Origin of the sequence: Paucibacter sp. TC2R-5, assembly GCF_025717605.1 — a bacterium.
Lineage (GTDB): Bacteria > Pseudomonadota > Gammaproteobacteria > Burkholderiales > Burkholderiaceae_C > Paucibacter_A > Paucibacter_A albus.
This window is the reverse complement of the sequence record NZ_JAJIRQ010000007.1, coordinates 110,758-137,711: the sequence shown is the minus strand read 5'-3', so window position 1 is coordinate 137,711 and position 26,954 is coordinate 110,758. Positions and strand designations below refer to the sequence as shown.

Below are 26,954 nucleotides of genomic sequence, written 5' to 3'. Positions count from 1 at the left end.
CAGCCTCTTAGCGTTTAAGCGCCCGCCGTGCCCTTCGCTTCACCCCGCTCATAGACCGAGTTAGCGCGGCCGACCAGCAAGGGGTCAAGCTGACCCAGCTTGGCCAAGTCCTTATTGGTATAGGGCAGCTGGTGCAGCACATGGCGCATCGCGTTCAGGCGTGCGCGCTTTTTGCAGTCCGACTTGACGACGGTCCAGGGTGACTCGGCGATGTCGGTGTGGAAGAACATCGCCTCCTTGGCCTTGGTGTAGCTGTCCCATTTGTCCAGCGAGGCCAGATCGATAGGCGACAATTTCCATTGCTTGAGCGGATGTGCCTCGCGCTCTTTGAAGCGGCGGCGCTGCTCGGCCCGACTGACCGAGAACCAGAGCTTGACCAGATGCACGCCGCTGCGCACCAAGTTGCGCTCGAACTCTGGGGCTTGGCGCATGAACTCGACATACTCGTCATTGCTGCAAAAGCCCATCACCCGCTCGACGCCGGCGCGGTTGTACCAGCTGCGATCAAACAGCACGATCTCGCCGGCAGTGGGCAGATGCTGCACATAGCGCTGGAAGTACCACTGGCCGCGTTCGACTTCGCTGGGTTTTTCCAGCGCCACCACCCGCGCACCGCGTGGGTTCAGGTGCTCCATATAGCGCTTGATGGTGCCGCCCTTGCCGGCTGCGTCGCGGCCCTCGAACAAGATAATGACCTTCTGCCCGGTGGCCTTGACCCAGGCCTGCAGCTTCAGCAACTCGACCTGCAGTTGATACTTTTGCTGCTCATAGGTCTTGCGCGACATCAGGTTTTTATACGGGTAGCCGCCGCGCCGCCAATCAGCCGACAGCTCCTCGTCTGGATGCGTGCCGTTCAAGGGCGTGGCGTGCAGCTCCTGCAGCAGCGCTTCGCGCAGCGCGGTCGCATCGTCGGCCGAGGCCCCGGCCACCATGGCTTTCACCGAAGAGGCCAAGGCATCCGGCCCGCCCTTGGCAACGATGTCTTTCAAGGCGGCCAACTGGCGCTCGCGCGCCGCGCTCAAGGCCTCTTTGACAACTTGGCGGGCGATCCGCTTGTCATTGCTTGAGCCGGCGGTGTCGCCGCTGCGGGCACGGCGCGGCTTCTCAAGCGGTGCCGGTGCAGCCTTGGCTTTGGCGGCGCGCGGGGTGGCGGACTTTTTGGCAGGGCTGGGCTTGGCTTGACTTGGGCTCATGGTCTTGAATGGGCTGTCATGAAAATGTCACGTTCGCACTTCTTGACCCCTTCGTTCTTGATCCAGCTCAAGTTGGGTCAAAACGCCCCAGTCGCACCATCGTATTTCCCTGTTTGCCATGCTTGAGGCTGGGCATCACCAGCACGGTGTTGTCATAACTTGTTGTGAAAACGGTGTCGCCGTCCTGCGCAAATGCCGTGCCGGCCCGGGCGATCACATCGAGCCCACGCACCGGCTGCAGGAAATGGAAGTCGGCGCTCAAGGCCGTCACGGCCTGGTCGACCCGGATCAGCTGCTGCTTGGGCGGCAGCGGCAGGCGCAGCCGGGCGTCGGCCCAGCTCGTGTCCACCATGCCGCTCAGTTTGAGGAAGCGCACTAGGCTGTCGATGGCGACATCGGCCGAGCTTTGCTCCCAATGTTGGCCGCATTCGATGAGCAAGGCGTTCTTGGCGCTGCCTGGGTCACCGAAGCCACCGCGGTCACGCATGCGCAGGCCCGAGGGGTGGCCGGTATCGATCAGCAGGTCGCCCGGCATGCCCAGTTTGCGCGCCAGGGCGGCGCCCTTGTCCAGCAGGCCGCACACCATCAAGGGGCGGCAAGCGTCTTGCATTGAATGGATATCGAACAGCAGGTCGGCGCGGTCCACAAAGGGCTGCAGCTGGCGAGCGCGGCGCAGCTCCAGGGAGTCACCGGGGCCGAACAGCACGCTGTCATGCCAGACGCGGTTGAGGTCTTCGTCCACGCAACGCGAGGCATTCGGGTCGGCGGGGTCGAAGCGGGCATAGGCCTCGTCATTGGCAAAGCTGATGATCAGCTCGCCGTGCAGCGGCATCAAGCTGCGCCCCAGCCCCTGCTGGAACAGCCAGTCCAGGGCGATCGCGCCGCACAACTCATTGCCATGCGTCAGCGCCTGCACCATCACGACCGGCCCGGGGCGGCCGGACGCAAAGACATGAACATAGTCGACCCCGCTGGCGCTGGCGCGGTAAGGGCTGATATCGGGCGGGAGCAGTTCAATGCGGGTGGTCATGTGGGTTCCTTCTGCTTGAAATGCGGCTCTATTCCTTGGGGATGAACTCGCCAAACTCGGTGCGCAAGTCGTCTTTGAATTCACCCTCCCAGCGGTCACCATTGGGCCAATAGAAGATGCCCTTGCCATGCTTGCGGCCGGCCACCCAGGCGCCCACATAGCGTTCGCCGGCCTTCCAGTTGTAGCTGCCCTGGCCCTGCGGCTCACCCTGGTGAAACATGCCTTCATAGCGATCGCCCGAGCTGAGTTGCATCAGGCCTTGACCCTGCGGCTGGCCGGCCACGATATCGCCTGCATAGCGGTTGCCATTGGCAAAGCGCAGCACGCCTTTGCCCTGCGGCACCGCGCGCACCCAGTCGCCCTCGAACTGCTGACCGCCCTTCCACTGGAAGCTGCCCCGACCATGGGGCAGGCCTTGTTGCACCTGCCCTTTGTACACATCGCCGCTGGCGTACTGAAGCTGGCCGGTGCCTTCGGGCGTGCCGTCGATCACCGTGCCTTCGAACTGATTGCCATTGGTGAACACGACCTTGCCCGTGCCGGTGGCCTTGTTTTGTACCCAGTCGCCGCTGTAGCGCTGGCCGCTGGCCCAGATGAATTCACCCTTGCCATGGCGCACGCTGCGCAGCAAGTCACCGATATAGACATCGCCATTGGCCCACTCGACCCGGCCGTTGCCCGTCACGACCTGACCCTCTTCGCGGGTGAACAAGCCTTTGTAGCGGGTGTCGCCGGTGAGTACATCCAGCTCTTGCGCGTTGGATTTGTTGGCTGATGAAGAGCCTGAGGCTGCAGGCACCGCCTGTTGCTGCTGCGGCTGCTCTGCGCTGGCCGGACGCGGGCTGACGGCGGCCAGGGCGGCGGCGCCGACCGCTGCGGCCGTGACCGCGCTAGGCGCGGCCACAGTGGCGGCTGCTGCTGTTGTGGCCGTCGCGAGCGCCGCCGGGCTTGGCTTGCTGGAGGCTGCGCCCTGTGCTGTGGGCGAGGGCGCAGGCACAGGCGTTGGCGTTGGCGAGGGTTTTGGCGCAGCTGCGGGCGCGGGAGCGGCCTCGGCGACTTGAGTGGCAACCCAAGGTGTGCCGCGCTCGCGCGCCACCGCTTGGGCATTGTTGCCGGCCAGCTCCTGCGCATTGCCCTTGCAGGCGGCATTGGCCTTGCGCCAGAGCGTCTCTGAGCTCTGCGACTGTTGCTGCTTGTCGGTCGGGGCCAAGCCGGGGGCTGCGGCTCTGAATTTCTGCGTGTACTCGCGGGCGCGCTCAAACAAAGGGGCGCAGTGTTCGGCGTTGTGGGCGTCGATTTCGGCTTGCTCGCGCTTCTTGTTGGCGATTTGTTGCTGCGCGCCTGTGCAATGTTCGGAGGCCAAGTCCCACATGGTTTCGGCCTTGCCGTAGAGCGAGGCGGCGTCCTGCCAGCGGCGTTCGCCAAAGGCCCGCGCAGCCAGCTCCTGCAGTGAGGCAGCGTCGCGGTGCGATACCTCGCACTGAGAGCCGGCGGCCTGGCGCTCGGCCAGCAGCGCGCGCTGGCGTTCGCTGTCGTTGAGGTTTTTCTGGGCGCGCTCACGCGGCCGGCCTTCGCAGCCGTCCAGCGCCAGGGTCCACTGGGCAATCGCGCGGTCAAAAAGTTTGGCGGTCTCGTCGACGCCCTTGTTCTGGCTCAGCGCGGTGGCGGCGCGCAGCTCGGTGGACATGGCGCGCTGGGTCAGCACCGAACAGCTGGGCGGCGCCGGGGCTGCGGCTTCGGCGCTGTCCAGGCCTGCGGGCGCTGAGGCGGCGTCGGGCGCGACCGCTGGGGCAGATGCCGCCGAAGGGGCTGAGCTGGCAGAAAGGGGCTGGGGCGCGTTTTGCCCCGCAGTCTGAACCGCGGTCTGCGCATGCGCGCCGATAGCCCATCCGCTCAAAAATAGGATTAGGCCCAAGGACGCGGGCCAGCGCCCGTTCATTTTTTCCTTCACACTCATCATTTTCATTATTTATGCCCGCCTGACTCGGTCGGAATATCCAACATGGCGTCGATCAAACCGCGCGCGAAAGGGCTGCTGCCGGGGTCGCTGGCGCTTTCGTAGGAGAAGGTGGTGGGGGCGCTGGCCAGGGGCATGGCGCCGATTTCGAGGGCCAGCTCGCTGGCCTTGAAGCCGCGCAAAATGGCCTGAACCTGCGCATCCAAGCCCTTGGTCTGAGCCAGCTTGCTGAGGGATTCGAGGCGTTCGATATCGAGCGCAAACGCGTTGCCCGCCAGGCGGCGCTCCAGCAACTTCTGATGCAGGCTAAAGGCCGCCAAGGGGTCGGCGCCGAGTTTTGTGGCGCGCTCGAAGGCCCACTGATCGGCTTGGTCAAACACGGTGGACGCGATCCAGGCAACGCCGGACAGCGAACTGCGGTTGGCGGCAGCCGCCTGCAGGCCGTTCATCACTTGCTGCTTGCTCAGCTCTTTGCCGGCATCGATCAGGCCTTCGCGAATTCTCTGCATCGCCAGGGCCTTGCCTTGCTCGATCAGCTGCTGCTTGATGATCTCGGAGGCGACCGATTTGGCGGCCTCCTTGGCCGCGGTGACCGCGGCTTCGGCCGCCAGGGCCGCGCCGTGCAGGCCGGTGGCGAGGGTGGCCAAGTTGTAGAGGGTGCCGACGATCTTGGTGCCGTAGTGATAGGTCTTCATGCGCGCGCCGCCCTCTTCGGACAGGCCTTGCGTCCACAGCACCGCCCACAGCGCTTCATCTTCGCTGAGCTGTGCCTTCGACAGATCCAGCGAATGCATGCTCAGCAACCAGTGGTAGTCCTGCATTTCGGGCGTGTTGGGGGGCGCTAAGCGGGCGTAGCCCCGGCAGACCTCAAAAGGCGTGATGGATCGACTGGCGCCGTTGCTGAGGGTGACAAAAAAGGGCTTGCCGGCGTCGCGCGCGTCGGCCAGTCGGGCCAGTAGCGCCTCGCTGTCTTTGTCTGCCCTGCCGGCCACGGCCTGCAGCTTGTCGCCCGGATTGAGTGTCGAGTTGGGCGAGGCGGCCACCACCGTCAAACGCTCGTCGACATTGAGCCCGCGCACCCAAGCGACGCGGTCGTTTTCGCCCCAGCCATAGCTGGTCGCGACCGCGAAGGGTAACTCCCATTGGTGATCGCATTGGGCGTCTTTCAAGCCGGCGCTGCGCACGATGGCGGGCCGCAGAGACTGCTCGCCACTGCCATAGGCCCGGATATTGGCCAGCAGGCTTTCATCAACCTTACGTCCATCATCGACGGTGTACTTGGGCGCGGCGCAGGCGGCCAGCAAGAGCGACAGCAGCAGGGTAAAAAGTGATCTCATGGGGCCTTCTGGGGCGGGAGGACTTGGCTACGCCCGTGAGTGTAGAGCCGTGCGCATCGCCATCGGCGCTTGCCTTGCTTTTGTATGGCGGGTGTTTGCGTAGTTATACCGATCGGGCAAGCACTGAGGCGCGAGGCGGCATGCCCTACCTACACTGTGTGCATGCGTACCTTGAGATGTGATGACGGCGTACCGCTGCACTGGCGACAGTGGAGCAAGCCCGGTATGGAGCCAGCACTTGGCACCGTCTTGATCGTCCACGGTCTGGGTGAGCATATTGGGCGTTATGAGACTCTGGCTGCGCGCTTGAACAACTGGGGCTGGCATGTGGTGGGCTTCGACCAGCGCGGTCACGGCGCGTCGGGTGGCCCGCGCGGGGATGTGAGCGATGGCGAATGTCTGCTACGAGACCTCGCCCTGGTGATCGACGAGTTGCGGCTCGACCCTCAGCTGGGGCGCAGCCCCTTGATTCTGCTGGGGCACAGCATGGGCGGCCTGGTGGTGGCGCGTTTTGTGGCCGGCGGCCTGGCGGCCAGCAGCGGCGGGCAATTGCCGATGTGGTTTCGCCCCATCGACGCGCTGGTGTTGAGTTCGCCCGCGCTGGACCCCGGCATGTCAAGTTTCCAGCGCCTGCAACTGGCCATCGGTGTGGCGCTGGCGCCGCATTTGGCGGTCGGCAATGGGCTCAAGACCAAATGGATCTCGCGTGATGCGGCGGTGGTCAAAGCCTATGTTGATGACCCCTTGGTGCATGACCGCATCACGCCGACCTTGGCGCGGGCGATTGTGGACGGCGGCGAGTTGGTGCGTTTGCATGGCGCCGACTGGGTCGTGCCGACCTTGTTGATGTGGGCCGGCAGCGACAAGTGCGTGGCGCCGGCTGGCTCGGCCGAGTTCGCTGCCAGCGCACCGCAGGGCCTGGTCAAGGCGCAGTGTTTTGAGCCCCTGTTTCACGAGATTTTCAACGAGCCTGAACGCGAGCAGGTGTTTGCTCGCTTGCAGAGCTGGCTGGTTGAACGATTTGGCTAGGCCTGGCTTGTAGCATTTGACCCTGATGGGCGCGCGGCAGGCTTCAGCGGCTCGGCCATTTGTTGCCATAGTCCAGCCGGATGGTCTGCGGTGATGCCATAGGCAGTCGGCCAATGTTTGGGCAGGTGATGCGTGCCAAACAGACGGTCCATCCAGGGCAGCAGCGAGGCAAAGTTGCAGTCGGCCCGTTCGTCCCGGTTGTGATGCCAATGGTGGAAAGCCGGCGATGAGATCAACTGCTCCAGCGGCCCCAGGCGCCAGCGCACATCGGCGTGCACAAAATGAGCCCAGAAATTGCTGAAAACAATCAAGGCGAAGGGCGTGGCGGTGCCACCGGCAGTCGGGCCGATCAAGCCAAGCAAATAGAGTGGAATAAAACCGCATAGGCGGTTGAAGCACAAATCCAGCGGATGGGCATGCAGATTGACCAGAAAGTTCAGACCCTTGGGTGCATGGTGAACTGCATGGAAGCGCCATAAAAACGGCACTTTGTGGCTCAAGCGATGGCCCCAGTAAAAGCCCACCTCGCTGACCACCAGCACCAGCAAAAGCCGCAGCCATAAGGGCAGGGTGGCAACCGCCTGTGGCAGCGCCTCGGGCACCAGATGCCGCGCCATGACGGCCAGCAAAGCCAAGGGCGCCGTCAACAGCAAGCCCGGCAGCAAGCCGTTGATGAAGAAATAGAGGAGGTCGAAGGACTCAATACGGACGCGCTTTTCCGCCGCTGACCGACGCGAAAGAAGAAGCTCCAAAGGCAGCAAGACGGCGCCCAGCAGCAGCAGCCAGATGCAAAGTCTGAGGGCCTCACTGCCCAACTGGCTCAGCAGTTGTATCCAATATTGCGCTTGATTCATGGCGAGAAGGAGGTTCAGCGAACTGGCGCGGAATTGAAAACCGGGCGCCTTGCGGCAACCCGGTTTGCGTGCAGAGTCTCAGCGGCGCAATCAATACTCAATCAAGGATTGATTGGATTGCGCTACTCCGCAGATGCTTGACCAGTTGATCAGTCAGCCTTACGACGACGGGCAACAAAACCGACGGCGCCCAAGCCTGCCAACAGCAGCGCGTAGGTGCTTGGCTCTGGAACTGCGGTGATGACCACATCGTCCAGCAGTGCGAACGAAGGGCCGCCGATGCCGCCTGCCGGCTTGTTGCCTTCAGCCAGGAAGCTCAGTGTTGCGGAAGTGCTGTGGGCCACAAAGTCATAGCTGACCTTCCACCAGCCGCCGAAGCCTGCGCCATTTTTGTCTTCATACAAGGCAGTGCGCACGTCCAGAGCGTTATCGAGGGTGACATGCCATTGGCTGGCGTTGTACAAGGTTTGATTGTGCACACCATCTGGCACAAACTGCGCGCCGGCCCATTCGAAGCTCAGCTTGTAGCTTTGACCCACCACCAGCCCGTTGATGGTTTGGTACAGCCGTGCGGAGGCGTAATCGGCGTCGCCACCGAAAAAGCGATTGCCGTTGCTGCTTTCAGTGAAGCCATTGTTTGACCCCGAAACTGGGCCGTACAACTTGATTGTTCCTGTGTTGGACTGGAAGCCGCTGCTATCCGCGTTCTTGTCCACCAGGAAGTTGAAGGCGCTGCCATAACTGTCCGAGTACCAGCCCGGAGCGTCGGCCTTGGAGCCGAACAGGCCGATGCCGTTGCCTGTATTGAAGTCCCCGTTGGTGACGAGGGGCGACGCTTGAGCGGCGCCGATGGAAGCGGCAGCCAGTACGGCTGCGCGTGCGATGGAAGTGAACTTCATTGAATTCCCTGAATTTTTAGAAAACATAACTACTCACCCGAACGCCCAATTTTATGAATGGTGCGTGGGTGAGAAATTGTATGGGGCTATTTTTTCAGTTTTTTGAATTGGCGTCCACATAACGAGCTATTTGAGCGAATTGTGAAAATTCACGCTATCTGAAGACTGCCTTAATGAGATGGCGGAATTTGCAAATAACTATTTATATGATCGGCATAGTTGACGTTGGGCGGCTCTTGTGGTGTTTGGTGCTTGGTTCGTTGCTTGTGCCGTTTGGTTGAACGCCGAACCTTGCTCTAAAATAGAGTCTCCCCTGCCACAAGCTGGAACCCCATCATGAATGCTCGCGACCCCGCCTTGCCCTTGCAGCCCGATCAAGCCACGGCCATTGCCGACTTTGCAGCCCAGGTTTGGGACGATGAAATCGTCCCCGCGCTGACGCAGTACATCGCCATTCCGGCCAAGAGCCCGATGTTCGACGCCGACTGGGCCGCTAATGGCCATATCGAGCGGGTACTGCGCGACGCGGCCGGCTGGGTCGAGAGCAAAAAAGTGGCCGGGCTCAAGCTGGAAGTCATTCGTCTGGAAGGCCGCACGCCCATCATCTTCTTTGAGGTGCCGGCCACCAAGCTGGATAGCGCCGACACCATCGTGCTGTACGGCCATCTGGACAAGCAACCCGAGTTCAGTGGCTGGCGCAGCGATCTGGGCCCTTGGACGCCCAAGTACGAGGATGGCAAGCTCTACGGGCGCGGTGGCGCCGATGATGGCTACGCGGTCTACGCATCGCTGACGGCCATCATGGCGCTGGACAAACAAGGCATCCCGCGCCCACGGTGCGTTGGCATCATTGAAACCTGCGAAGAGTCTGGCTCCTACGATCTGCCGGCCTACCTCGACGTCCTGAAGGAGCGGCTGGGCCAGGTGTCGCTGGTGGTCTGCCTCGACTCTGGTGCCGGTGATTATGGTCAGCTGTGGCTAACGACTTCTTTGCGCGGCATGGTCAGCGGCGTACTCAAGGTCGAGGTCTTGACCGAAGGGATTCACTCCGGCGACGGCTCGGGCGTGGTGCCTTCCTCGTTTCGGATCTTGCGTCAAGTGCTGGACCGGCTGGAGGATTCCAAAACCGGCCGCTTGCTGCCCGAGAGTTTTCACTGCGAGATCCCGGCCAACCGGGTGGAGCAGGCCAAAGCGACAGCAGCTCTGTTGAAGGATGAGGTGTATAAGCGCCTGCCCTGGGCTTGCGGCGCCGATGGCGGCCCGGTGCTGCCGATGACGGCTGAGCCGGTCGAAGTCTTGCTCAACCGCACGTGGCGGCCCACCTTGTCGGTCACTGGCGTGGACGGTTTCCCGGAGATGAAGAGTGCCGGCAATGTTCTGCGGCCTTTCACTGCCTTCAAGCTGTCGCTGCGCCTGCCACCCCTGGTTGACGGCAACGACGCCGCGCTTCGCCTGAAAGCTCTGCTCGAAGACAACGCGCCCTATAACGCCAAGGTTACATTCGTGCCCGACGGCCGCGCCGGTGCTTACGGTGCGACCGGCTGGAACACGCCCGATCTGTCGCCATGGCTGAGCCAAGCGCTCAACCAGGCCAGCGAGACGCATTTCGGTGCGCCGGTGGGTTATATCGGCCAGGGCGGCACCATCCCCTTGATGAGCATGTTGCAAAAAGGCTTTCCAGCGGCACAGATGATGGTCTGCGGCGTCTTGGGCCCGAAGAGCAATGCCCATGGCCCGAATGAGTTCTTGCACGTGCCCTACGGCAAACGCCTGACTGCTGCGGTGGCGCAGGTGATGGCTGCGCACCCCTGAGCTGAAAACGGTCTAGCGCAGGGTGAAGCTGGTCTCGACCATGCTGCCCTGCAGGTCTTGCAGCAGATGCGTCAGCGGTGAGAGCTGCACATAGCGGGTCGAGACCTTGATCGCATAGGCAAAAAAGCGCGGCAGGTCCTCTGCATAAGCGGGCTTGCCGTCGCGGTGCTTGAGGCGGCAGAACAGGCCAAGGATTTTCAGGTGGCGCTGCAGGCCGCTCCACTCCACCTGCCGCCAGAACTCACCAAAGTCGGGGTCGACGGGCAAGCCGGCGCGGCGGGCCTGTTCCCAATAGCGAATCGCCCAGTCGAGTTCTTGTTCTTCGTCCCAGGAGATGAAGGCGTCGCGCAGCAGCGAGGCGAGGTCGTAGCCTACGGGTCCGCGCACCGCGTCTTGGAAATCCAGCACGCCGACTTGCAGTGCGCCATCGGCAGCCGAGCAAACCATTAAATTGCGCGGCATGAAATCGCGGTGCATGGGTACTTGGGCCTGCTCGGCCATATTGGCCACCAGCACCTTGCAACTGTGCTCCCACCATTTGAGCTGCGTCTCGCTCCACTGCCGGCCGTATTCGCGCTGCACACACCAGTCGACAAAGATCTGCAGTTCGCGGCGCACAAAACTTTCGTCAAAGGCCGGCAGTCGGGCTGCGTCGCCCTTGAGTTGCCATTGCAGCAGGGTTTGCGTGGCCGCGCGCATCAGGCGGTCTACTTCGGCCGGGCTGGCAGATTGAAGCGCCTTCAGATAGGTCAAATCCCCCAGGTCGCTGAGCAGCACAAAGCCCAGGGCTTCGTCGGCGGCGATGATTTCCGGCACATGCAGGCCGCAGTCAAGGGCCATATGCTTGGCAATAGCGATGAAGGGGCGCACATCGTTGCTCTCTGGCGGCGCGTCCATCACGATGAAGCTGCTGCCGCTCTCGCCCGTGATGCGCAAGTAGCGTCGCGTGCTCGCGTCGGCGCTGGCCAGTTGCAGGGTGTCGGCTAGCAGGCCGTGTTGCGTTAGCAGGGGCTGCAGCCAAGTTTGAAAGTGCAGTTCGCGGTTTTTCTGGGGCCAAACAATGGAGTTCATGGGCGGGGCGCTGCACGTTAGAGGAAATCGGCTGAGGCAGGGACGGGCTTTTGGCCGCCTCATGGATAATGGATTTTACAAACCGTGAGGGCAGGCTCGGCGCCTTGCGCGTGAATTGCTCGCCCTTGCGGCCTCGCTGTTTTATTGAAGTTGCCGGCATCTTGCTGTGCTCGGCCCCTAGTCAACGTCTTTGCCCACCGCCTTGGTTCGATTCGCCCCCCTTGTTTTCGCTACAGAGTCGTTCCCGCGCGGCTGGCCCCGGTTGAGCTTGCTGTGCCTGTGCGCATGGACTTTGCTCCCGGCGAGCGGCGTGCGCGCTCAGCAAGCGCCGGCCGCGAGCGTTTCAGCCGATGCGGCCCAAGAGGCGCTGCGACTGAAGCCGGTGCGTCAGACCAGTGGCAAGGGCCCGCAAAGCGGCAAGGCGGCTTTGGTCATCGGCGCCGAAAAGCTGAGCATGCGTCTGGACCAGGGCTCCAGCGCGGAAGGGGCGGTCGAACTGCGCTCCGGCGAGCTCTTGCTCAAGGCGGACCGGGTGAACTATGAGCAGGTCGAGGATTTTGCGCGGGCGGTCGGCAATGTCGAAGTCAACCGCGACGGCAATGTTTTCAGTGGCCCCGAGTTGCAGCTCTATATCAATCGCTTTGAGGGGGAGTTTCTTTCGCCCAGCTACTTCCTCGCGCTGACCGGCGGGCGCGGGCATGCGGAACGTGTCAAGTTCGCCGGCGCCAACAATGTCTTGGTGATGGCCGGTACCTACAGCAGCTGCCCAGTGCGTGAGGATGGTCAAGTGCTGCCTTGGGAACTCAGCGCACAAAAGCTCGAACTCGACTTCGACGCCAATGTGGGTGTGGCCACCGGTGGCGTGCTGCGTTTTTACGGCGTACCAATCTTGCCCGCCCCGAAGCTGAGTTTCCCGCTCGGGCTGGGGCGTAAATCAGGCTGGCTTCCCCCAAGCTTCAGCATCGACAAGCGCAGCGGTGTCGAGTTCGGCATGCCTTACTACTGGAATATCGCCCCCCAGCGTGATGCCACCTTGACTCCGTTTGTGATGTCGCGGCGCGGCTTCGGCTTGGACAGTGAATTCCGTTATCTGGAGCCGCAGCACGCCGGTATCGCCAAGCTGGCTTTGTTGCCGCATGATCGCTTGATGGGTCATTCCCGCTGGGCCGTGAACCTCGATCAAAACGGAGAGTTGGCACGCGACTGGCGCTACCGCTTTGCAGCGGAGCGGGTCTCGGACGATGACTATTGGAAGGACTTGCCACAACGCCTGCATTCGCAGACCGAACGGCTTTTGCCGACGGATTTGCAGTTTGACCGGCGGCAGCAGACCCATTGGGGCGAGATGCAGGCCTATGCGAGGGTGCAGCGGTGGCAGGTGCTGCAGGGCTTGGACACCCAGTCTCAGTTTGCTTCGCCCTATCAACGCTCGCCGCAGGTCGGGCTACGCCTGACCTCGGCCGCCGATGACGCGGTCATGGAGGGCTTTCGGCCCTGGGGGCGCAAGAGCCGTCTGGAGGGCTCGGTAGAGCTGGAGTACAACCGCTTTGACCTGCCGCCTAGCGCCTTGCCTACACAGACTCAAACCGGGCAGCGCGCGCATTTGCTCGCGCATGTCAGCGCACCGATGGGCGGGGCGGCGTGGTGGTTGATCCCGCGACTGGAAGTCAATGCCGCTCAATATGCCTTGGATCAGGCCCGCGACGACGGGCACAAATCCATCGGACGAACGGTGACGACCTTCAGTGTCGACCATGGTTGGGTGTTTGAGCGTGAAACCAGCGTCTTTGAGCGCCAGTTGACGCAAACCTTGGAGCCGCGCGTGCTCTACGTCAACACACCTTATCGGGCTCAAGAGCAGTTCCCGAACTTTGATTCCGCGCCCAAGGACTTCAATTTCGATTCGATTTACTCATCAAATCAGTTCTCCGGCATCGACCGGGTTTCCGACGCCCATCAATTGACCGCCGGCGCGGTCAGCCGCTGGGTCGATAACGAGCAGGGTGCCGAGCTTTTGCGCTTGGGTCTGGTGCAGCGATATTTGTTCCGCGATCAGCTGGTCACGCCCGACGGGGTGCCGGTGACGCAGCGCTTCTCCGACCTCTTGCTGCTGGGTTCGGCGCATTTGCGGCCGCAGTGGTGGACCGACGGTGCGGTGCAGTTCAATCCCAATGAGAGTCGCCCGGTGCGCACCATCCTGCGGGCACGTTACTCGCCCGGCCCCTTTCGTACCGTCAGCATGGCCTATCGGCTCACGCGTGGGCAGAGCGAGCAGGTCGAGCTGGCATGGCAGTGGCCCATCTATGGCCAGGAGGCCGGACCCAAGCGCGATAGCGCCGGCTGCGGCGGCGCCTGGTACAGCGCTGGGCGCGTGCAATACAGCATGTTTGACCGAAAGCTGACCGACTCGGTGCTCGGTTTTGAGTATGACGCCGGTTGCTGGGTGTTCCGGGTTGGGGCCGAGCGCCTCTCGACCGGACGCGCAGAAACCAATACGCGCTTGATGCTGCAATTGGAGCTGGTGGGCTTGTCCCAACTGGGTTCCAACGCACTCAAGGTCTTGAGGGACAATGTGCCCGGTTACCGACGCCTGAGCAATGATCGCTCGGCAAGCCCTGAAGCTCCCTATGACTGATATGTCGATTCGATCCCTGACCCTGTTCGGTGTAACACTTTTGATGGGCCTGCCGCTGAGCCCTGCGGCTTGGGCGCAGCAGCGCGCCATCGACCTCAAACCCGGCGACTACATTGCCGCGGTGGTCAACCAAGACGTGGTGGCGGCCAGCGAGGTGGTGCAAAGAACCCTGCAGCTGCGCGAGGAGGCCAAACGGCGGGGTGTGGCCATGCCCGACCCGGCGGCTCTGCACAAGCAGGCCATGGACGCCTTGATCGATGATCGGGTCTTGGTCACCTATGCGCGCGAGACCGGTGGCAAGGTCGATGAGCCTGAGCTGGACCGTGTGGTCAGCAATGTGGCGGCACAGAACAAGCTGACCATGCCGCAGTTGCTGGAGCGGCTCAAGCAGGACGGCACCGACTTCCGCACCTTTCGAGAAAACCTGCGCGATCAGATGATGACCGAGCGGGTGCGTGAGCGCGAGGTGCAGGCGCGGATTCGGATTACCGATGGCGATATCGACACCTATTTGGAGCAGCGCAAGGAGCAGGCGAACAGCACCGGGCAAATGAATCTGGCGCATATTCTGATCAAGCTGCCGGACGGCGCTTCCGAAGCGGTCGTGGCCGAGCGGAAAGCCCGGGCCGAAGAGGTGCTTGCTCGTGCTCAGGCTGGGGACGATTTCGCCAAGCTGGCGCGTGAGTTTTCGGATGATGCGACCAAGGAGCGCGGTGGCCAGTTTGGTCTGCGCCCTGCGGATCGCTTGCCGGACTTGTTTGTGCAGGCTGTTGCGGGGCTGAAGAGCGGTGAGCTGAGCCCTAAGCTGCTGCGCTCGGGGGCCGGCTTTCATGTGTTGAAGGTTGTCGAGCGTCAAGGCGGCGGTTCGCTGACGACGGTCACGCAGACCCACGCACGGCATGTGCTGCTGCGCCCATCGGCGCAGCTGAGCGCCGAGGTCGCCACGCGCCGCCTGGCCGAGTTCAAGCGCGCGATCGCGAGTGGCAGCACCAGCTTCGAGGCGGTAGCGCGCGAAAACTCCGAGGATGGAAGCGCTGCTGAGGGGGGCGATCTGGGTTGGATGGGTCCTGGCGCTTTTGTTCCCGAGTTCGAGGCGGCGATGAACGCCTTGCCGCTGGGCGGCATCTCCGACCCTGTGCCGTCTCGCTTTGGCGTGCATCTGATCCAGGTGGTAGAGCGCCGCTTGGTCGAGGTCGAGATGAAGGCCTTGCGCGAGCAGGCGAAAGCGGCTCTGCGCGAAGGCAAGTACGAGGAGGCCTATCTCGACTGGGTCAAGGACTTGCGCTCGCGGGCCTATGTCGAAATGCGCGAGTGGCTGGACTGAGCATGGCGCAGCACATTGCACGCAAGCGCTTCGGTCAGCATTTTCTGACCGATGTCAACATCATCCAGTCGATTGTTGACGCGATTGACCCTCGAAGCGGCGAGACGGTGGTCGAGATCGGGCCCGGCCTGGGCGCGATGACGATTCCATTGCTGGATCGGATCAAGCCGCTGACGGTGATTGAGCTGGACCGTGACTTGGCCGCCAAGCTGCGCAGCCGGGATGGGCTTGAGGTCATTGAGTCCGACGTCTTGAAGGTCGATTTTGCCGCCCTTGCTGCCGCGAAAGGCCAGCGTCTGCGGGTGGTCGGCAATCTGCCCTACAACATCTCCAGCCCAATTCTGTTTCATCTGCTGGGCTATGTGGAGCATGTGGTCGATCAGCATTTCATGCTGCAAAAGGAAGTCGTTGACCGCATGGCAGCCTCGCCTTGCTGCAAGGACTATGGCCGCTTGACCGTCATGCTGCAGTGGCGCTATGCGATCGAGTCGGTGCTCGATGTGCCGCCAAGCGCCTTTGATCCGCCGCCGCGGGTCGAATCTGCCATTGTCCGCATGCAGCCCTATGCCAAGCCGCCCGAGCTGGATCGCAAGCTGTTTGGTGAAATGGTGGCGGTTGCGTTTTCGCAGCGCCGCAAGCTCTTGCGTCACAGCCTCGGTGTCTGGCTGGCGACCAAGGGTTTTGGTGGGCAGTTCGATTTGCAGCGCCGTGCCGAGGAGGTGCCGGTGGCTGAGTTCGTCGCGCTGGCACAAGTATTGGCCAAGGCCGACTGACTCAAGAAACAATAGTCAGACCAAAAAAAAGGATCCCGAGGGATCCTTTTTTGATGTGCCTAAGTCGCTTGCTTAGGCTGCGTTCAACCACATGGCTGTGTCGAAAGCGCTGCTCATCATCGGCATATTCATTCCAAAATTGGCATTGGCTGCTGCTTTGGAATTCTTCGCTGCCGGCTTGACCGGGGCAGCTGCGGCTTCTTCGGTAGCCCGCTCCCAAGACGCGTTGTCTTGTGAGCGGGCTACTGAAAAGAATAGAAGCACCTGAACTGAACCTTGCGGTCGGCCCAGTAATCGGCCGCTTCTCGGAAGACATCGAGCAGCTGCTCGCGCACTTCGCGGTCGAACTTGGCGTTGTCGGGCAACTGCTCAAGCACAACGACAAAGCCAGGCTGAGCGCCGGACTTGTGCACCAGATCCGTCATGCAATCATGAAGGGCATCAAGATTCTTGCCGAAATGAGCCGGGAACAGGAAAGCTTGCGCAATCCCCTCCAGCACATCCTGCTTGGATTGCGCCTCGGTCAGGTTGGCGTACAGAAAATGCTGTCCAGCATCCTGTGCGGCGTGCATCAAGTCCTCTACGCGGTAGGCCCGAATGGCCTGCACGATATTGGGACGGACGGTCTGCAAAAGCATGGTCGCGATCCTCCTATATAGTCTCAGAACTTTTCATCACCTTCGGTTCACTGCCCAACGCGTTTAAACGATGAATAGTGGTCGCCGGTGTAATAGCAAACATCAGGATTGCTAGGGGGCTTGCCGCCGCACACCAGTCGCCTTGCACCGCGATTGCGGGCGCCGGGCGTCGGGACGGTGTATTCGCGGTAATAGCCTCTTGGATGTTTAGGCAAGATGCGTTCGCGATTGCCGAAAACGATGCCGTCTTTCTCGTAAGGGAATGGCCCTCCGGTCAAGATCAGCTGATACGTTTTCTGCGCTTCACGAGGCAGTGCCGACAAGGCGACTACTTCCAGCGAGGCAAGCGTTTCTTTGGCCTGCACTTGGACGTTGATCGCGACCGTTGCCAACAAAAAAGTGGCTAGGACTGATTTTCGCCAAGCGGACCACGGATGTGGTCGAGAGAGCAAAGTCACGGGTTAACCCTGTTCCTGAAAACACAATGGTAACTAAAACGCCCGAAAAGCTCAAGCGCTTCGCCGCGGTTCAGGGTGATATTACTCTTTTGTTTGTGAGCGCACACATGCTGTTATAAGGCTGTGCAGCTGACTTCTCTTGTGTCGGAAGGGGCTCGGTAAGCCCTCACAAACATTTGTAAAAACTCACTACAAAGGCCCAATCCGAGCACCAATATGGTGCTCGGATTGCTGTGAACTCCAGCCCTTGTCAGCGTGCCGCGTTGGCGTCTGCGACGGTCAGCGCCGTCATATTGACGATGCGTCGCACGGTCGCCGACGGCGTCAACACATGGACAGGTTTGGCTGCGCCAAGCAAGACCGGGCCGATCGCGATGCCGCCGCCGGCCGCCGTCTTGAGTAGGTTGTAGGAAATATTGGCAGCGTCGATATTGGGCAGCACCAAAAGATTGGCCTCGCCGCTCAGCGTGCTGTGCGGCATCAGTTCTTTGCGGTAGGCGGCGTCGAGCGCGGTGTCGCCGTGCATTTCGCCGTCCACTTCCAGCCAAGGCGCGGCATTGCGAATCAGGCCCAGCGCTTCACGCATCTTCAAGGCCGAGGGATGGTTGCTGGAGCCGAAATTGCTGTGCGAGAGCAGGGCCGCTTTGGGCCGCAGGCCAAAACGCATCATTTCTTCTGCCGCCATCACGGTGATTTCGGCCAATTGCTCGGCTGTCGGGTCGTAATTGACATGGGTGTCCACCAGCATCACTTGGCGGCCCGGCAGGATCAGACCGTTCATGCAGGCAAAGTTCTTGACGCCGGGGCGCTTGCCAATGACCTGGTCGATGTAGTGCAAATGCATGGCCGTGTTGCTCCAGGTGCCACACAGCATGCCGTCCACCTCGTCCTTGTGCAGCATCATGCAGCCGATCAGAGTCAGGCGGCGGCGCATCTCGATCTTGGCCAACTGCGCCGTCACGCCCTTGCGGTCCGTCATGCGGTGATAGGTCTGCCAATAGTCGCGGTAGCGATGATCTTCTTCGACGTTGACGATGTCGTAGTCGCGGCCTTCTTGCAGGCGCAGACCGAAGCGCTCGCAGCGCTCGGCAATCACCGCAGGGCGCCCGATCAGGGTTGGCCGGGCCAGGCCTTCGTCAATCACCACTTGCACCGCGCGCAGCACCCGCTCTTCTTCGCCCTCGGCGTAGGCGACGCGTTTGTTCTTGGCGCGTTTGGCGACGTTGAAGATGGGCTTCATCGTCGTGCCGGAGGCGTAGACAAAGCTCTGCAGCTTCTCGCGGTAGGCTTCCATGTCTTTGATCGGGCGCTGAGCGACGCCCGCAGCGACGGCGGCTTGTGCCACCGCCGGTGCGATCTTCATCATCAGGCGCGGATCGAAAGGCTTGGGAATCAGATACTCAGGCCCAAAACTCAGGTTCACGCCAGCATAGGCCGCTGCCACCACCTCGCTCTGCTCGGCCTGTGCTAACTCCGCGATCGCGTGGACGGCGGCGATCTCCATCTCATCGGTGATCGTCGTCGCGCCGCAGTCCAAGGCGCCGCGGAAGATGTAGGGGAAGCACAGGACGTTGTTGACCTGATTCGGGTAGTCCGTGCGACCCGTGGCCATGATGACATCGCTGCGCACCGCCTTGACTTCCTCGGGCGTGATCTCCGGCGTCGGATTGGCCAACGCGAAGATCATCGGCCGCTCGGCCATCTTGGCCACCATTTCCGGTTTCATCACGCCGCCGGCCGACAGGCCGAGGAAGATGTCCGCGCCTTCAATGGCCTGGCTGAGGCTGCGCATCTCGGTCTTTTGCGCAAAGCCGGCCTTGTCCGGGTCCATCAACTCGACTCGGCCTTCGTAAACGACGCCGGCCAAGTCGGTGACCCAGATGTTCTCCTTTGGCAGACCGAGCTTGACGAGCAGCCCCAAGCAGGCCAGCGCAGCTGCACCGGCGCCCGAAGTCACCAACTTGACCTGTTTGATGTCCTTGCCCAGCACTTTGAGGCCATTCAAAAAGGCCGCGCCGACGACGATGGCCGTGCCATGCTGGTCATCATGGAAGACCGGGATTTTCATCCGCTCGCGCAGCTTGCGCTCGACATAAAAGCAGTCCGGCGCTTTGATGTCTTCCAGATTGATGCCGCCGAAGGTCGGCTCCAGCGAGGCGATGATATCGACCAGCTTGTCGAGGTCGCGCTCCTGGATCTCCAGGTCGAACACATCAATGCCGGCGAACTTCTTGAACAGCACGCCCTTGCCTTCCATCACCGGCTTGGAAGCCAGCGGGCCGATGTCGCCCAGGCCCAAGACGGCCGTGCCGTTGGTCACCACAGCGACCAAATTGCCACGCGAGGTGTAGCGGAAGGCATTGGCCGGGTCGGCAACGATCTCCTCGCAAGCGGCGGCCACGCCCGGCGAATATGCCAGCGCCAAATCGCGTTGATTGACCAGTTGCTTGGTGGCGGCGATCGCAATCTTGCCCGGCGTCGGGAACTCGTGATACTCAAGCGCTGCTTGGCGAAACTGGGCGTTCTTTTGTTCGGACGTGGGCATGGGCAATTTCTCTTGGCGGGCCTGTGAAGTCTTGCTGGGCTCGACGTGCGAGCCATTGGATTGTAGGAGTGCGCATATTGACACTTTTACGCTGACAGCAAGTGTCAGCCCTTGGCGAGGGCGGGGCTATACGCGGAAATGCGTATTTGCGACCTCAACTTGCAAAGCCCGTGCCGTACACCGGCGAGAATCCTCGCATGGGTGAATTCGATCTGATCAAGCAGTTTTTCGTGCGCCAGCAAGGCCAGGACGGCGTCGTGATGGGCATAGGGGATGACTGCGCGGTGCTGGCGCCGACGCCGGGCATGCAATGGCTGGTGTCTACCGATATGCTGGTCGAAGGACGGCATTTTCTGCCGACGGTGGCACCCGAGCGGCTCGGCCACAAAGCCTTGGCCGTCAACCTCAGCGACCTTGCCGCCTGCGGCGCTACGCCGCGTGCCTTCACCCTGGCCCTGGCGCTGCCGCGTGCCGATGCCAGTTGGCTCGCGGGCTTCTCCAAAGGTTTGTTTGCCTTGGCCGATGCGCATGGCATACATCTGGTTGGAGGCGATACCACCCAGGGCCCGCTGAACATCGGCATTACGGTGATGGGCGAGGCGCCGGCCGGCGCGGCCCTGCTGCGTAGCGGCGCCAAGCCCGGCGACGATGTTTATGTATCCGGCTCATTGGGTGATGCGCGGCTGGCGCTGGAAGTGTTTCGCGGCAGCATCAGTCTGCCCGGCGAACAGTTCGCACAAGTGCGGGCTGCGATGGAATGCCCTCAGCCGCGCGTGGCCCTGGGTCAGGCTTTGCGCGGTGTTGCCAGCAGCGCCGTTGATGTTTCGGATGGCTTGATCGGCGACCTTGGCCACATCTTGCAGCGCTCTGCCGTTGGCGCCAGCCTGGAGGTGGATCTGCTGCCTTGCAGTGCCGTGCTGGCCACCCAATCGCTGGCCTTGAAACGCGAATGCGGCCTGGCAGGCGGCGACGACTATGAGTTGGTGTTCACGGCGGCGCCCGGGCAGCGCGCGGCCGTGCAACAGGCCGCCGAGCAAAGCGCTACGCCGGTGACGCGGATCGGCCGCATCGAAGCCGCAGCAGGCTTGCGCCTGCTCGACGCCGAGGGTCAGGCCTTGGCACACCAATTCAGCAGCTTTGACCATTTCAAATCATGAGTGAAGAAGAAACCCTGGCCACCGCGCCGCGCCGTGCCACTGCGCGCTTCATGCTGGGCCATCCAGCGCATTGGATGGCCTTGGGTTTCGGCAGCGGCTTGTCTCCGAAGGCGCCCGGCACCGTAGGCACGCTCTGGGCTTGGCTCAGCTTTGTGCTGATCAACCCCTGGCTGAATGACGGCCAATGGGCGGCGCTGATCGTGGCCAGCACCTTGATCGGCTGGTGGGCCTGCACGCTGACGGCGCGCCATATGGCAACACCTGACCCCGGTGCGATCGTCTGGGACGAGATCGTCGCCTTCTGGCTGATCCTGTGGCTTGTTTCGCCGGTCGGTTTCTGGGGCCAGCTGATCGCATTCGCGCTGTTCCGCTATTTCGATGCCGCCAAGCCGGGACCGGTCGGCTGGGCTGATCAGTTGTTCAAGGGCGAGCGCGGCCGCCCGGTTGGCTGGGCGCAGGGCTGGGGCATTTTGTTCGATGATTTCGTCGCGGCAGGATGTACGCTTATGGTCATCGCGCTGTGGCGATTTTTCTGGGGGTGATGAATATGCTAATTCCCGAAGAGCAAGAGTTGATCGATCGCATCGGCGTCGCCCTGACGCAGCGGCGCGAAAAAATGGGTACGGCCGAGTCCTGCACCGGCGGCCTGATCGCAGCGGCCTGTACCAGCTTGTCTGGCTCCAGCCAATGGTTCGAGCGCGGCGTGGTGACCTATAGCAACGAGTCCAAGACCGAGTTGCTGGGCGTGCCGGCCGCCTTGATCGGTCTGCACGGCTCGGTCAGCGGCGAGGTGGCGCTGCATATGGCGCGCGGCTTGCTGGCGCATGCCCCGATTGATTGGGCCTTGTCGGTCACCGGCATCGCCGGGCCGACGGGAGGTAGCGCCGACAAGCCCATAGGCACGGTCTGGCTGGCGCTGGTGCATGCGGGGTCACCGCCCAAAGTTTGGCGGGAGCTGTTTCCCGGCGACCGCCATGCGGTGCGCACCGCGACCTTGCGGGCCGGCTTGATGGCCTTGTGCGAGGCGGTGGAAGACAAAGACGAATGAGTCTGCTCTTGCTGGGGCGTTGGCTGCCGGCCGAGCGTGATCATTGGCTGCATCTGCTGCAAAGCGTCATGCCCGACGAGCAATGGCTGCTGGCACCGCCCGTCAATCCGGCGGAGGCCACCGAGGTGGAGGTGGCGGTCGTTGCCAACCCCGAGCCGGGCAGTCTCGCCGGTCTGCCCAAGCTGCGCTTGATCCAGTCGCTGTGGGCCGGAGTCGATAGGCTGCTGCAAGACCTGACTCTGCCGCCCGATGTCCCCTTGGCGCGCATGGTGGACCCCGCGATGAACGAATCGATGGCGCACACGGCCTTGTGGGCAGTGCTGTCGCTACACCGTGGTTTCTTTGAGCTGCAAGCACAGCAGGGGCGGGCCGAGTGGAAAGCACCCCAGCAGCCGCGCGCGAGCGAATGGCGGGTGCTGGTACTGGGGCTTGGTGAGTTAGGCGGGCGCGTGGCGCAGTCTTTGGCGGCGCAAGGCTACGCCGTCAGCGGCTGGAGCCGCCGACCAGCGGTTTTGGCAGGGGTGCACACCCTGCACGGAGAGGCGGGCTTGGCCGAAGGTCTGGCGCAGGCCGATACCGTCGTCAACTTGTTGCCGCTGACCGAGCAAACGCGAGACTTCTTCGACGCCCCCCGCTTCGAAGCGATGAAGCCCGGCGCCAGCCTTGTCAATCTGGCGCGTGGCGCCCATGTGTTGGAGGTCGACCTCTTGGCGGCGCTGGATGGCGGGCGTCTGAGCCGCGCGGTGCTGGACGTGTTTCGCCAGGAGCCGCTGCCGGTCGATCATCCGTTTTGGCGGCACCCGCGCATCACCGTCTTGCCGCATTGCGCCGCGCAGACCGACCCGCGCAGCGCCGCCGCGGTGGTGCGGGCCAATGTGCTGGCCTTGCGGGCGGGTCAACCGCTGCAGCATCTGGTGCAGCGGCATCAAGGCTATTGAGGCGGTTCAGCTCTGCAGCGCCAGCCTAGGCCCGCGCGCGGCTGTGGTCTCCACTAGCATCAGCGCCAAACGGCGCAAGCCGGCCCAGGCGTCTTGTGGCCAGTCGGGCTGGCGCAAGCCTTTGACCAAGCCATCGCAGACCTGGGCGGCCGCTACCAAACGGGTCAAATCAGCCGCGTGCAGGCCCGGCACGATGCGCTCGAACAAGCGTTCTTTCGGCCCCCAGACGCGCGATTCGCGCATTGCCATCGGCAGCGGCTTGCCGGCGTCAACCGCATCGCGCACACGCTTGAGCGCGCGGATATCTTCTGAGAGGCTCCAGTGCACCAGCACGGCCGCCTCGCCCTCGGCCTCCAGGCCTTCCAGCATGCGCAAAACACGCGCGACCTGGCCGCCCAAGACCGCCTCGCTGAGCTTGAAGACGTCGTAGCGCGCCACGTTCAAGACTGCCGACTCGATCTGCTCGAAACTCAGCTCGCCCTTGGGGTGCAAGAGCGCGAGTTTTTGCAGTTCCTGATGCGCGGCGAGCAGATTGCCCTCGACCCGATCGGCAAAAAACGCCAGCGTGCGCTGACCCATCTCGCCGTCCGCGACGCGCTGGCCTTGCGCCACCAGGCGCTGGGCGATCCACTGCGGCAGCGCGCGCCGCTCGACCGGGTCAACCCGCAGCGTCACGCCGGCGCCGTCCAGCGCGCTGAACCAAGCACTGCTGGTCTGCGTCTTGTCGAGTTTTGGCAAGCTGACCAGGGTCACCACATCCTCGGGCAGGCGCGCGCAGTAACGCTGCAGCGCCTCGGAGCCGTCTTTGCCGGGCTTGCCGGACGGGATGCGGATTTCGATCAGCTGCCGGTCGGCAAACAGGCTCTGCGCCTGGGCCGCGCCGAGCACTTGCGCCCAGTCGAAATGCGCGCCGGCGACGGTGAAGACCTTGCGTTCGCTATAGCCTTGGGCGCGCGCCGCCGCGCGGATCGCATCGGCCGCTTCTTGAATCAAGAGCGGCTCGTCGCCATAGACGGTGTAGATCGGTCGTAGCCCTTTGGCGAGTTGGGGGGCGAGGGCTTCGGCGCGGAGCTGCATCTTGATGGGGCCTCAGCTAGGCAAGCGCACGGCGCCCAAGCGCCGCATCACCTGCGCAACCGCGTCGGACTGCATGGCGCGGTAGAGCTGGGCTTCTTCCTGCTCCTTGCCCAAGGCGTCGGTTTCGCGGAAGTTCATTTCGCGCACCATGCGCAGCTCGGTGCGCGGCAGCAGCAACTCTTCATTGGGCGTGCGCAGCATGAAGTCGAAGTTCAGGCGCAACTGCCACTCGCGCACTTGGCCAGCGGTCGTGGACACCACCGCCGAGCGTTCGCGCACATCCTTCAGCACCACCAGCACCAGCTGCGCCTTGTTGGCGTCTTCCACCACCACCACCGAGGTGCGCGAGAGCTGGCGGCGCAGCTCGGCCGCCATCGGCGAATCGGGCTTGATGCCGCTGATCGCCAGGCTCTGGAACAGCAGTTCGGGCTCGCGCCGCGGCGCAAAGCCGCAGCCCGTCAGGCTAATGCCCAAAGCCATCAGAAGACGTCGACGCTGCATGAGCTGCTTCAGACGACCAGATTGACCAAACGGCCCGGTACGACGATGACCTTCTTGGCCGGCTTGCCCTCGGAGAACTTGATGAAGTCCTCATTCGCCAGCGCCGCCGCTTCGATCGCCGCCTTGTCGGCCGCAGCCGGCACGCGGATCGCGCCGCGCAGCTTGCCGTTGACCTGCAGCATCAGCTCGATCTCGTCTTGCACCAACGCAGCCTCGTCGACTGCCGGCCAGGCGGTGTCGAGCAGATCGCCCAGGCCGTCGGCAAAGCCCAAGTCTTGCCACAAGGTGTGCGCGATATGCGGGCAGGCCGGGTAGAGCAGGCGCAAGAGCACCGAGAAGCCTTCGCGCACGGCCGCGTCTTGGCCTTGCGACTTGAAGCCTTCCAAGGCGTTGAGCAACTTCATCGCGCCCGACACGACGGTGTTGTACTGCATGCGCTCGTAGTCATAGCTGACCTGCTTGAGCACCAGATGAACCTCGCGTCGCAGCGCCTTGCCGTCGCCGTTGAGCGCAGCATAGTCGCGGCCGCCGGCCTTGATTGCCGCTTCTTGCTTGGCGCCAAAGGCCCAGACCCGCTTGAGGAAGCGGTGCGCGCCTTCGACGCCGGCATCGTTCCACTCCAGCGTCTGCTCGGGCGGGGCGGCGAACATCACGAACAGGCGGGCGGTGTCGGCGCCGTATTGGTCGATCAAGGCCTGCGGGTCGACGCCATTGTTCTTGGACTTGGACATCGTCGTCAGCTCATACTCGAGCGGCAGACCATCGGCTTTGAGCTTGCCGCCGATGATCTGGCCATGCGCGTTGAGCTCGACCTCGACCTCGTCTTCCCAGTAAAAGTTCTTGCCCGCGTCGGCCGGCTTGCGCGAGAAGGCGCCCTTGAGCACCATGCCTTGCGTCAGCAGCTTGGTGAAGGGCTCGTCGATCTTGACCAGACCCAGATCGCGCATCACCTTGGTCCAGAAGCGCGCGTAGAGCAAGTGCAAAATCGCGTGCTCGATGCCGCCGATGTACTGGTCCATGCCGGGGCTGCCATTGCCGGCGCCGCCCATCCAGTAATCAGTGCCAGCGCCGACCATGGCGTCCTTGTTCTGTGCGTCGCAATAACGCATGAAATACCAGGACGAATCGACGAAGGTGTCCATCGTGTCGGTTTCGCGCTGAGCCGGCTTGCCGCATTGCGGGCAGGCGACGTTCAGAAAACCGGCATGCTTCTTGAGCGGGTTGCCGCTGCCATCGGGGATGCATTCCTCCGGCAAGACGACCGGCAAATCTTTCTCCGGCACCGGCACCGCGCCGCAGTCGGCGCAATGGATGATGGGAATCGGCGTGCCCCAGTAGCGCTGGCGGCTGATGCCCCAGTCGCGCAGGCGCCAGGTGGTCTTCAGCTCGCCCAGACCCTTGGCGCCGACCAACTCGGCGACCTTGGCGACAGCTGCCTTGTGCGTCAGGCCGTCCAGCTCGCCGGAGTTGATGCAGACGGCGCGTTGCTTGTCGCCGTACCAGTCAGCCCATTTGGCCAAGTCGTAGCTCTCGCCCTCGACCCCGACGACTTGCTTGATAGCCAGGCCGTACTTCTGTGCGAACTCGAAGTCACGCTCGTCATGCGCCGGCACGCCCATCACGGCGCCGTCGCCATAGCCGATCAGCACATAGTTGCCAATCCAGACTTCGACTTGTGCGCCGGTCAGTGGGTGTGTGACGAACAGACCGGTGGGCTTGCCCTTCTTCTCTTGCGTGGCGAGTTCGGCTTCGGTGGTGCCGCCGCTCTTGCACTCAGCGATGAAGGCGCTCAACTCAGCATTGCCGGCGGCCGCATGCGTGGCCAGCGGATGCTCGGGCGCCACGGCGCAGAAGGTCACGCCCATGATGGTGTCGGCACGGGTCGTGAAGACATACAGGCGTCCGTCCTGGATCAGCGAGCCGTCGGCGCCCTTGATCTGGTGCGGGAAGGCGAAACGCACGCCCTCGCTCTTGCCGATCCAGTTTTCCTGCATCAGGCGCACGCGCTCGGGCCAGCCGCTCAGATAGCTCTTGTGCGCAGGGTCTGCGACAGCGCCGAGCAACTCTTCGGCGTAGTTGACGATGTTCAGGTAGTAGCCGGGGATCTCGCGCTTTTCAACCGTGGCGCCGGAGCGCCAGCCCTTGCCGTCGATCACCTGCTCATTGGCGAGCACGGTCTGATCGATCGGATCCCAGTTGACGACTTGCGTGCGGCGCTCGGCGATGCCGGCAGCTAGCATCTTCAGGAACAGCCATTGGTTCCATTTGTAGTATTCGGGCGAGCAGGTGGCGATTTCGCGCGACCAGTCGATGGCCAGGCCCATCGATTGCATCTGCGACTTCATGTAGGCGATGTTGTCGTAGGTCCACTTGGCCGGCGGCACCGCGTTCTTGATCGCGGCGTTTTCGGCCGGGAGGCCGAAGGCGTCCCAGCCCATAGGCATCAACACGTTGTAGCCCTTCATGCGGAGTTGGCGCGCCAGCATGTCGTTGATCGTGTAGTTGCGCACATGGCCCATATGCAGTTTGCCGCTGGGGTAGGGCAGCATCGAGCATGCGTAGAACTTGGGCTTGGTTTGATCCTCGGTTACGCGGTAAGCGTCACGGGAATTCCAATATTGCCGCGCTGCGGCTTCGATCTCGTTAGGTGCGTACTTTTCGTTCATACGCAAATTGTA

The 26,954-nt window shown here is 62.7% G+C and carries 22 protein-coding genes; 9 read left to right on the top strand and 13 right to left on the bottom strand.

Annotated elements, in window-relative coordinates:
• Positions 1-14: 14 nt before the first annotated feature.
• The 4 genes from ppk2 to LNV08_RS16910 all read right to left on the bottom strand — a co-directional run bounded on the left by ppk2 (position 15) and on the right by LNV08_RS16910 (position 5,517).
• The gene (gene ppk2, locus LNV08_RS16925; protein WP_263534909.1) at positions 15-1,193 is read right to left on the bottom strand and encodes a polyphosphate kinase 2; all 1,179 of its coding nucleotides are present in this window, start codon (positions 1,191-1,193) and stop codon (positions 15-17) included.
• 67 nt (positions 1,194-1,260) lie between these two features.
• Positions 1,261-2,223, bottom strand: coding sequence for a succinylglutamate desuccinylase/aspartoacylase domain-containing protein (locus LNV08_RS16920; RefSeq protein ID WP_263534908.1), 963 nt, complete (start codon positions 2,221-2,223; stop codon positions 1,261-1,263).
• Between the two features lie 28 nt (positions 2,224-2,251).
• Entirely contained in the window at positions 2,252-4,183 is a 1,932-nt protein-coding gene (locus LNV08_RS16915; protein WP_263534907.1) for an MORN repeat-containing protein, read from the bottom strand.
• Between the two features lie 5 nt (positions 4,184-4,188).
• Positions 4,189-5,517, bottom strand: a complete 1,329-nt coding sequence (locus LNV08_RS16910) for a hypothetical protein (protein ID WP_263534906.1) — start codon at positions 5,515-5,517, stop codon at positions 4,189-4,191.
• A 162-nt stretch (positions 5,518-5,679) separates the two neighbouring features.
• Between LNV08_RS16910 and LNV08_RS16905 the strand changes: the two genes are divergently transcribed.
• On the top strand, positions 5,680-6,546 hold the full coding sequence (locus LNV08_RS16905) for an alpha/beta hydrolase (RefSeq protein WP_263534905.1): 867 nt from the start codon (positions 5,680-5,682) through the stop codon (positions 6,544-6,546).
• On the opposite strand, the gene LNV08_RS16900 is transcribed toward LNV08_RS16905, so the two are convergent.
• Both LNV08_RS16900 and LNV08_RS16895 read right to left on the bottom strand, forming a co-directional pair.
• Positions 6,543-7,400 (bottom strand): sterol desaturase family protein, encoded by an 858-nt coding sequence (locus tag LNV08_RS16900; protein WP_263534904.1) that lies wholly within the window; start codon positions 7,398-7,400, stop codon positions 6,543-6,545. The genes LNV08_RS16905 and LNV08_RS16900 overlap by 4 nt on opposite strands.
• A gap of 149 nt (positions 7,401-7,549) precedes the next feature.
• Positions 7,550-8,299, bottom strand: a complete 750-nt coding sequence (locus LNV08_RS16895; protein ID WP_263534903.1) for a PEP-CTERM sorting domain-containing protein — start codon at positions 8,297-8,299, stop codon at positions 7,550-7,552.
• Positions 8,300-8,635: 336 nt separating this feature from the next.
• Between LNV08_RS16895 and LNV08_RS16890 the strand changes: the two genes are divergently transcribed.
• The gene (locus LNV08_RS16890; RefSeq protein WP_263534902.1) at positions 8,636-10,111 is read left to right on the top strand and encodes a M20 family metallopeptidase; all 1,476 of its coding nucleotides are present in this window, start codon (positions 8,636-8,638) and stop codon (positions 10,109-10,111) included.
• Positions 10,112-10,123: 12 nt separating this feature from the next.
• On the opposite strand, the gene LNV08_RS16885 is transcribed toward LNV08_RS16890, so the two are convergent.
• The gene (locus tag LNV08_RS16885; protein ID WP_263534901.1) at positions 10,124-11,182 is read right to left on the bottom strand and encodes an aminoglycoside phosphotransferase family protein; all 1,059 of its coding nucleotides are present in this window, start codon (positions 11,180-11,182) and stop codon (positions 10,124-10,126) included.
• Positions 11,183-11,492: 310 nt separating this feature from the next.
• Between LNV08_RS16885 and LNV08_RS16880 the strand changes: the two genes are divergently transcribed.
• From LNV08_RS16880 to rsmA, 3 genes are read left to right on the top strand one after another with little or no spacing between them, the layout of a single operon-like run.
• A complete protein-coding gene (locus LNV08_RS16880) occupies positions 11,493-13,817 on the top strand; it encodes an LPS-assembly protein LptD (RefSeq protein WP_263534900.1) in 2,325 nt (774 codons plus the stop codon).
• A 1-nt stretch (position 13,818) separates the two neighbouring features.
• Positions 13,819-15,141: a peptidylprolyl isomerase gene (locus LNV08_RS16875; RefSeq protein ID WP_263534899.1), complete on the top strand. Its 1,323-nt coding sequence runs from the start codon at positions 13,819-13,821 to the stop codon at positions 15,139-15,141.
• A gap of 2 nt (positions 15,142-15,143) precedes the next feature.
• Positions 15,144-15,914, top strand: coding sequence for a 16S rRNA (adenine(1518)-N(6)/adenine(1519)-N(6))-dimethyltransferase RsmA (gene rsmA, locus LNV08_RS16870; RefSeq protein ID WP_263534898.1), 771 nt, complete (start codon positions 15,144-15,146; stop codon positions 15,912-15,914).
• Positions 15,915-16,156: 242 nt separating this feature from the next.
• Here the strand turns inward: rsmA and LNV08_RS16865 are convergent, their stop codons facing one another.
• The 3 genes from LNV08_RS16865 to LNV08_RS16855 all read right to left on the bottom strand — a co-directional run bounded on the left by LNV08_RS16865 (position 16,157) and on the right by LNV08_RS16855 (position 19,555).
• Positions 16,157-16,552 (bottom strand): barstar family protein, encoded by a 396-nt coding sequence (locus tag LNV08_RS16865; protein WP_263534897.1) that lies wholly within the window; start codon positions 16,550-16,552, stop codon positions 16,157-16,159.
• A 47-nt stretch (positions 16,553-16,599) separates the two neighbouring features.
• The gene (locus LNV08_RS16860) at positions 16,600-16,929 is read right to left on the bottom strand and encodes a ribonuclease domain-containing protein (RefSeq protein ID WP_414858762.1); all 330 of its coding nucleotides are present in this window, start codon (positions 16,927-16,929) and stop codon (positions 16,600-16,602) included.
• 331 nt (positions 16,930-17,260) lie between these two features.
• Positions 17,261-19,555: an NADP-dependent malic enzyme gene (locus LNV08_RS16855; protein WP_263534895.1), complete on the bottom strand. Its 2,295-nt coding sequence runs from the start codon at positions 19,553-19,555 to the stop codon at positions 17,261-17,263.
• A gap of 197 nt (positions 19,556-19,752) precedes the next feature.
• On the opposite strand from LNV08_RS16855, the gene thiL reads away from it, so the two are divergent.
• From thiL to LNV08_RS16835, 4 genes are read left to right on the top strand one after another with little or no spacing between them, the layout of a single operon-like run.
• On the top strand, positions 19,753-20,712 hold the full coding sequence (thiL, locus tag LNV08_RS16850) for a thiamine-phosphate kinase (protein ID WP_263534894.1): 960 nt from the start codon (positions 19,753-19,755) through the stop codon (positions 20,710-20,712).
• Positions 20,709-21,254, top strand: coding sequence for a phosphatidylglycerophosphatase A (locus tag LNV08_RS16845; protein ID WP_263534893.1), 546 nt, complete (start codon positions 20,709-20,711; stop codon positions 21,252-21,254). Before thiL ends, LNV08_RS16845 begins: the two co-directional genes overlap by 4 nt.
• A gap of 5 nt (positions 21,255-21,259) precedes the next feature.
• Entirely contained in the window at positions 21,260-21,760 is a 501-nt protein-coding gene (locus tag LNV08_RS16840; protein ID WP_263534892.1) for a CinA family protein, read from the top strand.
• Positions 21,757-22,698, top strand: coding sequence for a 2-hydroxyacid dehydrogenase (locus tag LNV08_RS16835; protein ID WP_263534891.1), 942 nt, complete (start codon positions 21,757-21,759; stop codon positions 22,696-22,698). Before LNV08_RS16840 ends, LNV08_RS16835 begins: the two co-directional genes overlap by 4 nt.
• A 6-nt stretch (positions 22,699-22,704) precedes the next feature.
• On the opposite strand, the gene holA is transcribed toward LNV08_RS16835, so the two are convergent.
• The 3 genes from holA to leuS are packed head-to-tail and all read right to left on the bottom strand — an operon-like array spanning position 22,705 to position 26,942.
• The gene (gene holA, locus LNV08_RS16830) at positions 22,705-23,775 is read right to left on the bottom strand and encodes a DNA polymerase III subunit delta (RefSeq protein ID WP_263534890.1); all 1,071 of its coding nucleotides are present in this window, start codon (positions 23,773-23,775) and stop codon (positions 22,705-22,707) included.
• A 12-nt stretch (positions 23,776-23,787) separates the two neighbouring features.
• The gene (gene lptE / locus LNV08_RS16825) at positions 23,788-24,276 is read right to left on the bottom strand and encodes an LPS assembly lipoprotein LptE (RefSeq protein WP_263534889.1); all 489 of its coding nucleotides are present in this window, start codon (positions 24,274-24,276) and stop codon (positions 23,788-23,790) included.
• Between the two features lie 8 nt (positions 24,277-24,284).
• Positions 24,285-26,942, bottom strand: a complete 2,658-nt coding sequence (gene leuS / locus LNV08_RS16820; protein WP_263534888.1) for a leucine--tRNA ligase — start codon at positions 26,940-26,942, stop codon at positions 24,285-24,287.
• Positions 26,943-26,954: the final 12 nt, after the last annotated feature.

What these genes read in the sequence shown, in the direction of transcription:
- LNV08_RS16920 (WP_263534908.1), bottom strand. Translation starts at nt 2,223, where the DNA reads ATGACCACCCGCATTGAACTGCTCCCGCCCGATATCAGCCCTTACCGC.
- LNV08_RS16865 (WP_263534897.1), bottom strand. Translation starts at nt 16,552, where the DNA reads ATGCTTTTGCAGACCGTCCGTCCCAATATCGTGCAGGCCATTCGGGCC.
- thiL (WP_263534894.1), top strand. Translation starts at nt 19,753, where the DNA reads ATGGGTGAATTCGATCTGATCAAGCAGTTTTTCGTGCGCCAGCAAGGC.
- LNV08_RS16905 (WP_263534905.1), top strand. Translation starts at nt 5,680, where the DNA reads ATGCGTACCTTGAGATGTGATGACGGCGTACCGCTGCACTGGCGACAG.
- LNV08_RS16885 (WP_263534901.1), bottom strand. Translation starts at nt 11,182, where the DNA reads ATGAACTCCATTGTTTGGCCCCAGAAAAACCGCGAACTGCACTTTCAA.
- rsmA (WP_263534898.1), top strand. Translation starts at nt 15,144, where the DNA reads ATGGCGCAGCACATTGCACGCAAGCGCTTCGGTCAGCATTTTCTGACC.
- holA (WP_263534890.1), bottom strand. Translation starts at nt 23,775, where the DNA reads ATGCAGCTCCGCGCCGAAGCCCTCGCCCCCCAACTCGCCAAAGGGCTA.
- LNV08_RS16900 (WP_263534904.1), bottom strand. Translation starts at nt 7,400, where the DNA reads ATGAATCAAGCGCAATATTGGATACAACTGCTGAGCCAGTTGGGCAGT.
- leuS (WP_263534888.1), bottom strand. Translation starts at nt 26,942, where the DNA reads ATGAACGAAAAGTACGCACCTAACGAGATCGAAGCCGCAGCGCGGCAA.
- LNV08_RS16835 (WP_263534891.1), top strand. Translation starts at nt 21,757, where the DNA reads ATGAGTCTGCTCTTGCTGGGGCGTTGGCTGCCGGCCGAGCGTGATCAT.
- LNV08_RS16875 (WP_263534899.1), top strand. Translation starts at nt 13,819, where the DNA reads ATGTCGATTCGATCCCTGACCCTGTTCGGTGTAACACTTTTGATGGGC.
- LNV08_RS16855 (WP_263534895.1), bottom strand. Translation starts at nt 19,555, where the DNA reads ATGCCCACGTCCGAACAAAAGAACGCCCAGTTTCGCCAAGCAGCGCTT.
- LNV08_RS16890 (WP_263534902.1), top strand. Translation starts at nt 8,636, where the DNA reads ATGAATGCTCGCGACCCCGCCTTGCCCTTGCAGCCCGATCAAGCCACG.
- LNV08_RS16910 (WP_263534906.1), bottom strand. Translation starts at nt 5,517, where the DNA reads ATGAGATCACTTTTTACCCTGCTGCTGTCGCTCTTGCTGGCCGCCTGC.
- lptE (WP_263534889.1), bottom strand. Translation starts at nt 24,276, where the DNA reads ATGCAGCGTCGACGTCTTCTGATGGCTTTGGGCATTAGCCTGACGGGC.
- LNV08_RS16840 (WP_263534892.1), top strand. Translation starts at nt 21,260, where the DNA reads ATGCTAATTCCCGAAGAGCAAGAGTTGATCGATCGCATCGGCGTCGCC.
- LNV08_RS16895 (WP_263534903.1), bottom strand. Translation starts at nt 8,299, where the DNA reads ATGAAGTTCACTTCCATCGCACGCGCAGCCGTACTGGCTGCCGCTTCC.
- ppk2 (WP_263534909.1), bottom strand. Translation starts at nt 1,193, where the DNA reads ATGAGCCCAAGTCAAGCCAAGCCCAGCCCTGCCAAAAAGTCCGCCACC.
- LNV08_RS16845 (WP_263534893.1), top strand. Translation starts at nt 20,709, where the DNA reads ATGAGTGAAGAAGAAACCCTGGCCACCGCGCCGCGCCGTGCCACTGCG.
- LNV08_RS16915 (WP_263534907.1), bottom strand. Translation starts at nt 4,183, where the DNA reads ATGATGAGTGTGAAGGAAAAAATGAACGGGCGCTGGCCCGCGTCCTTG.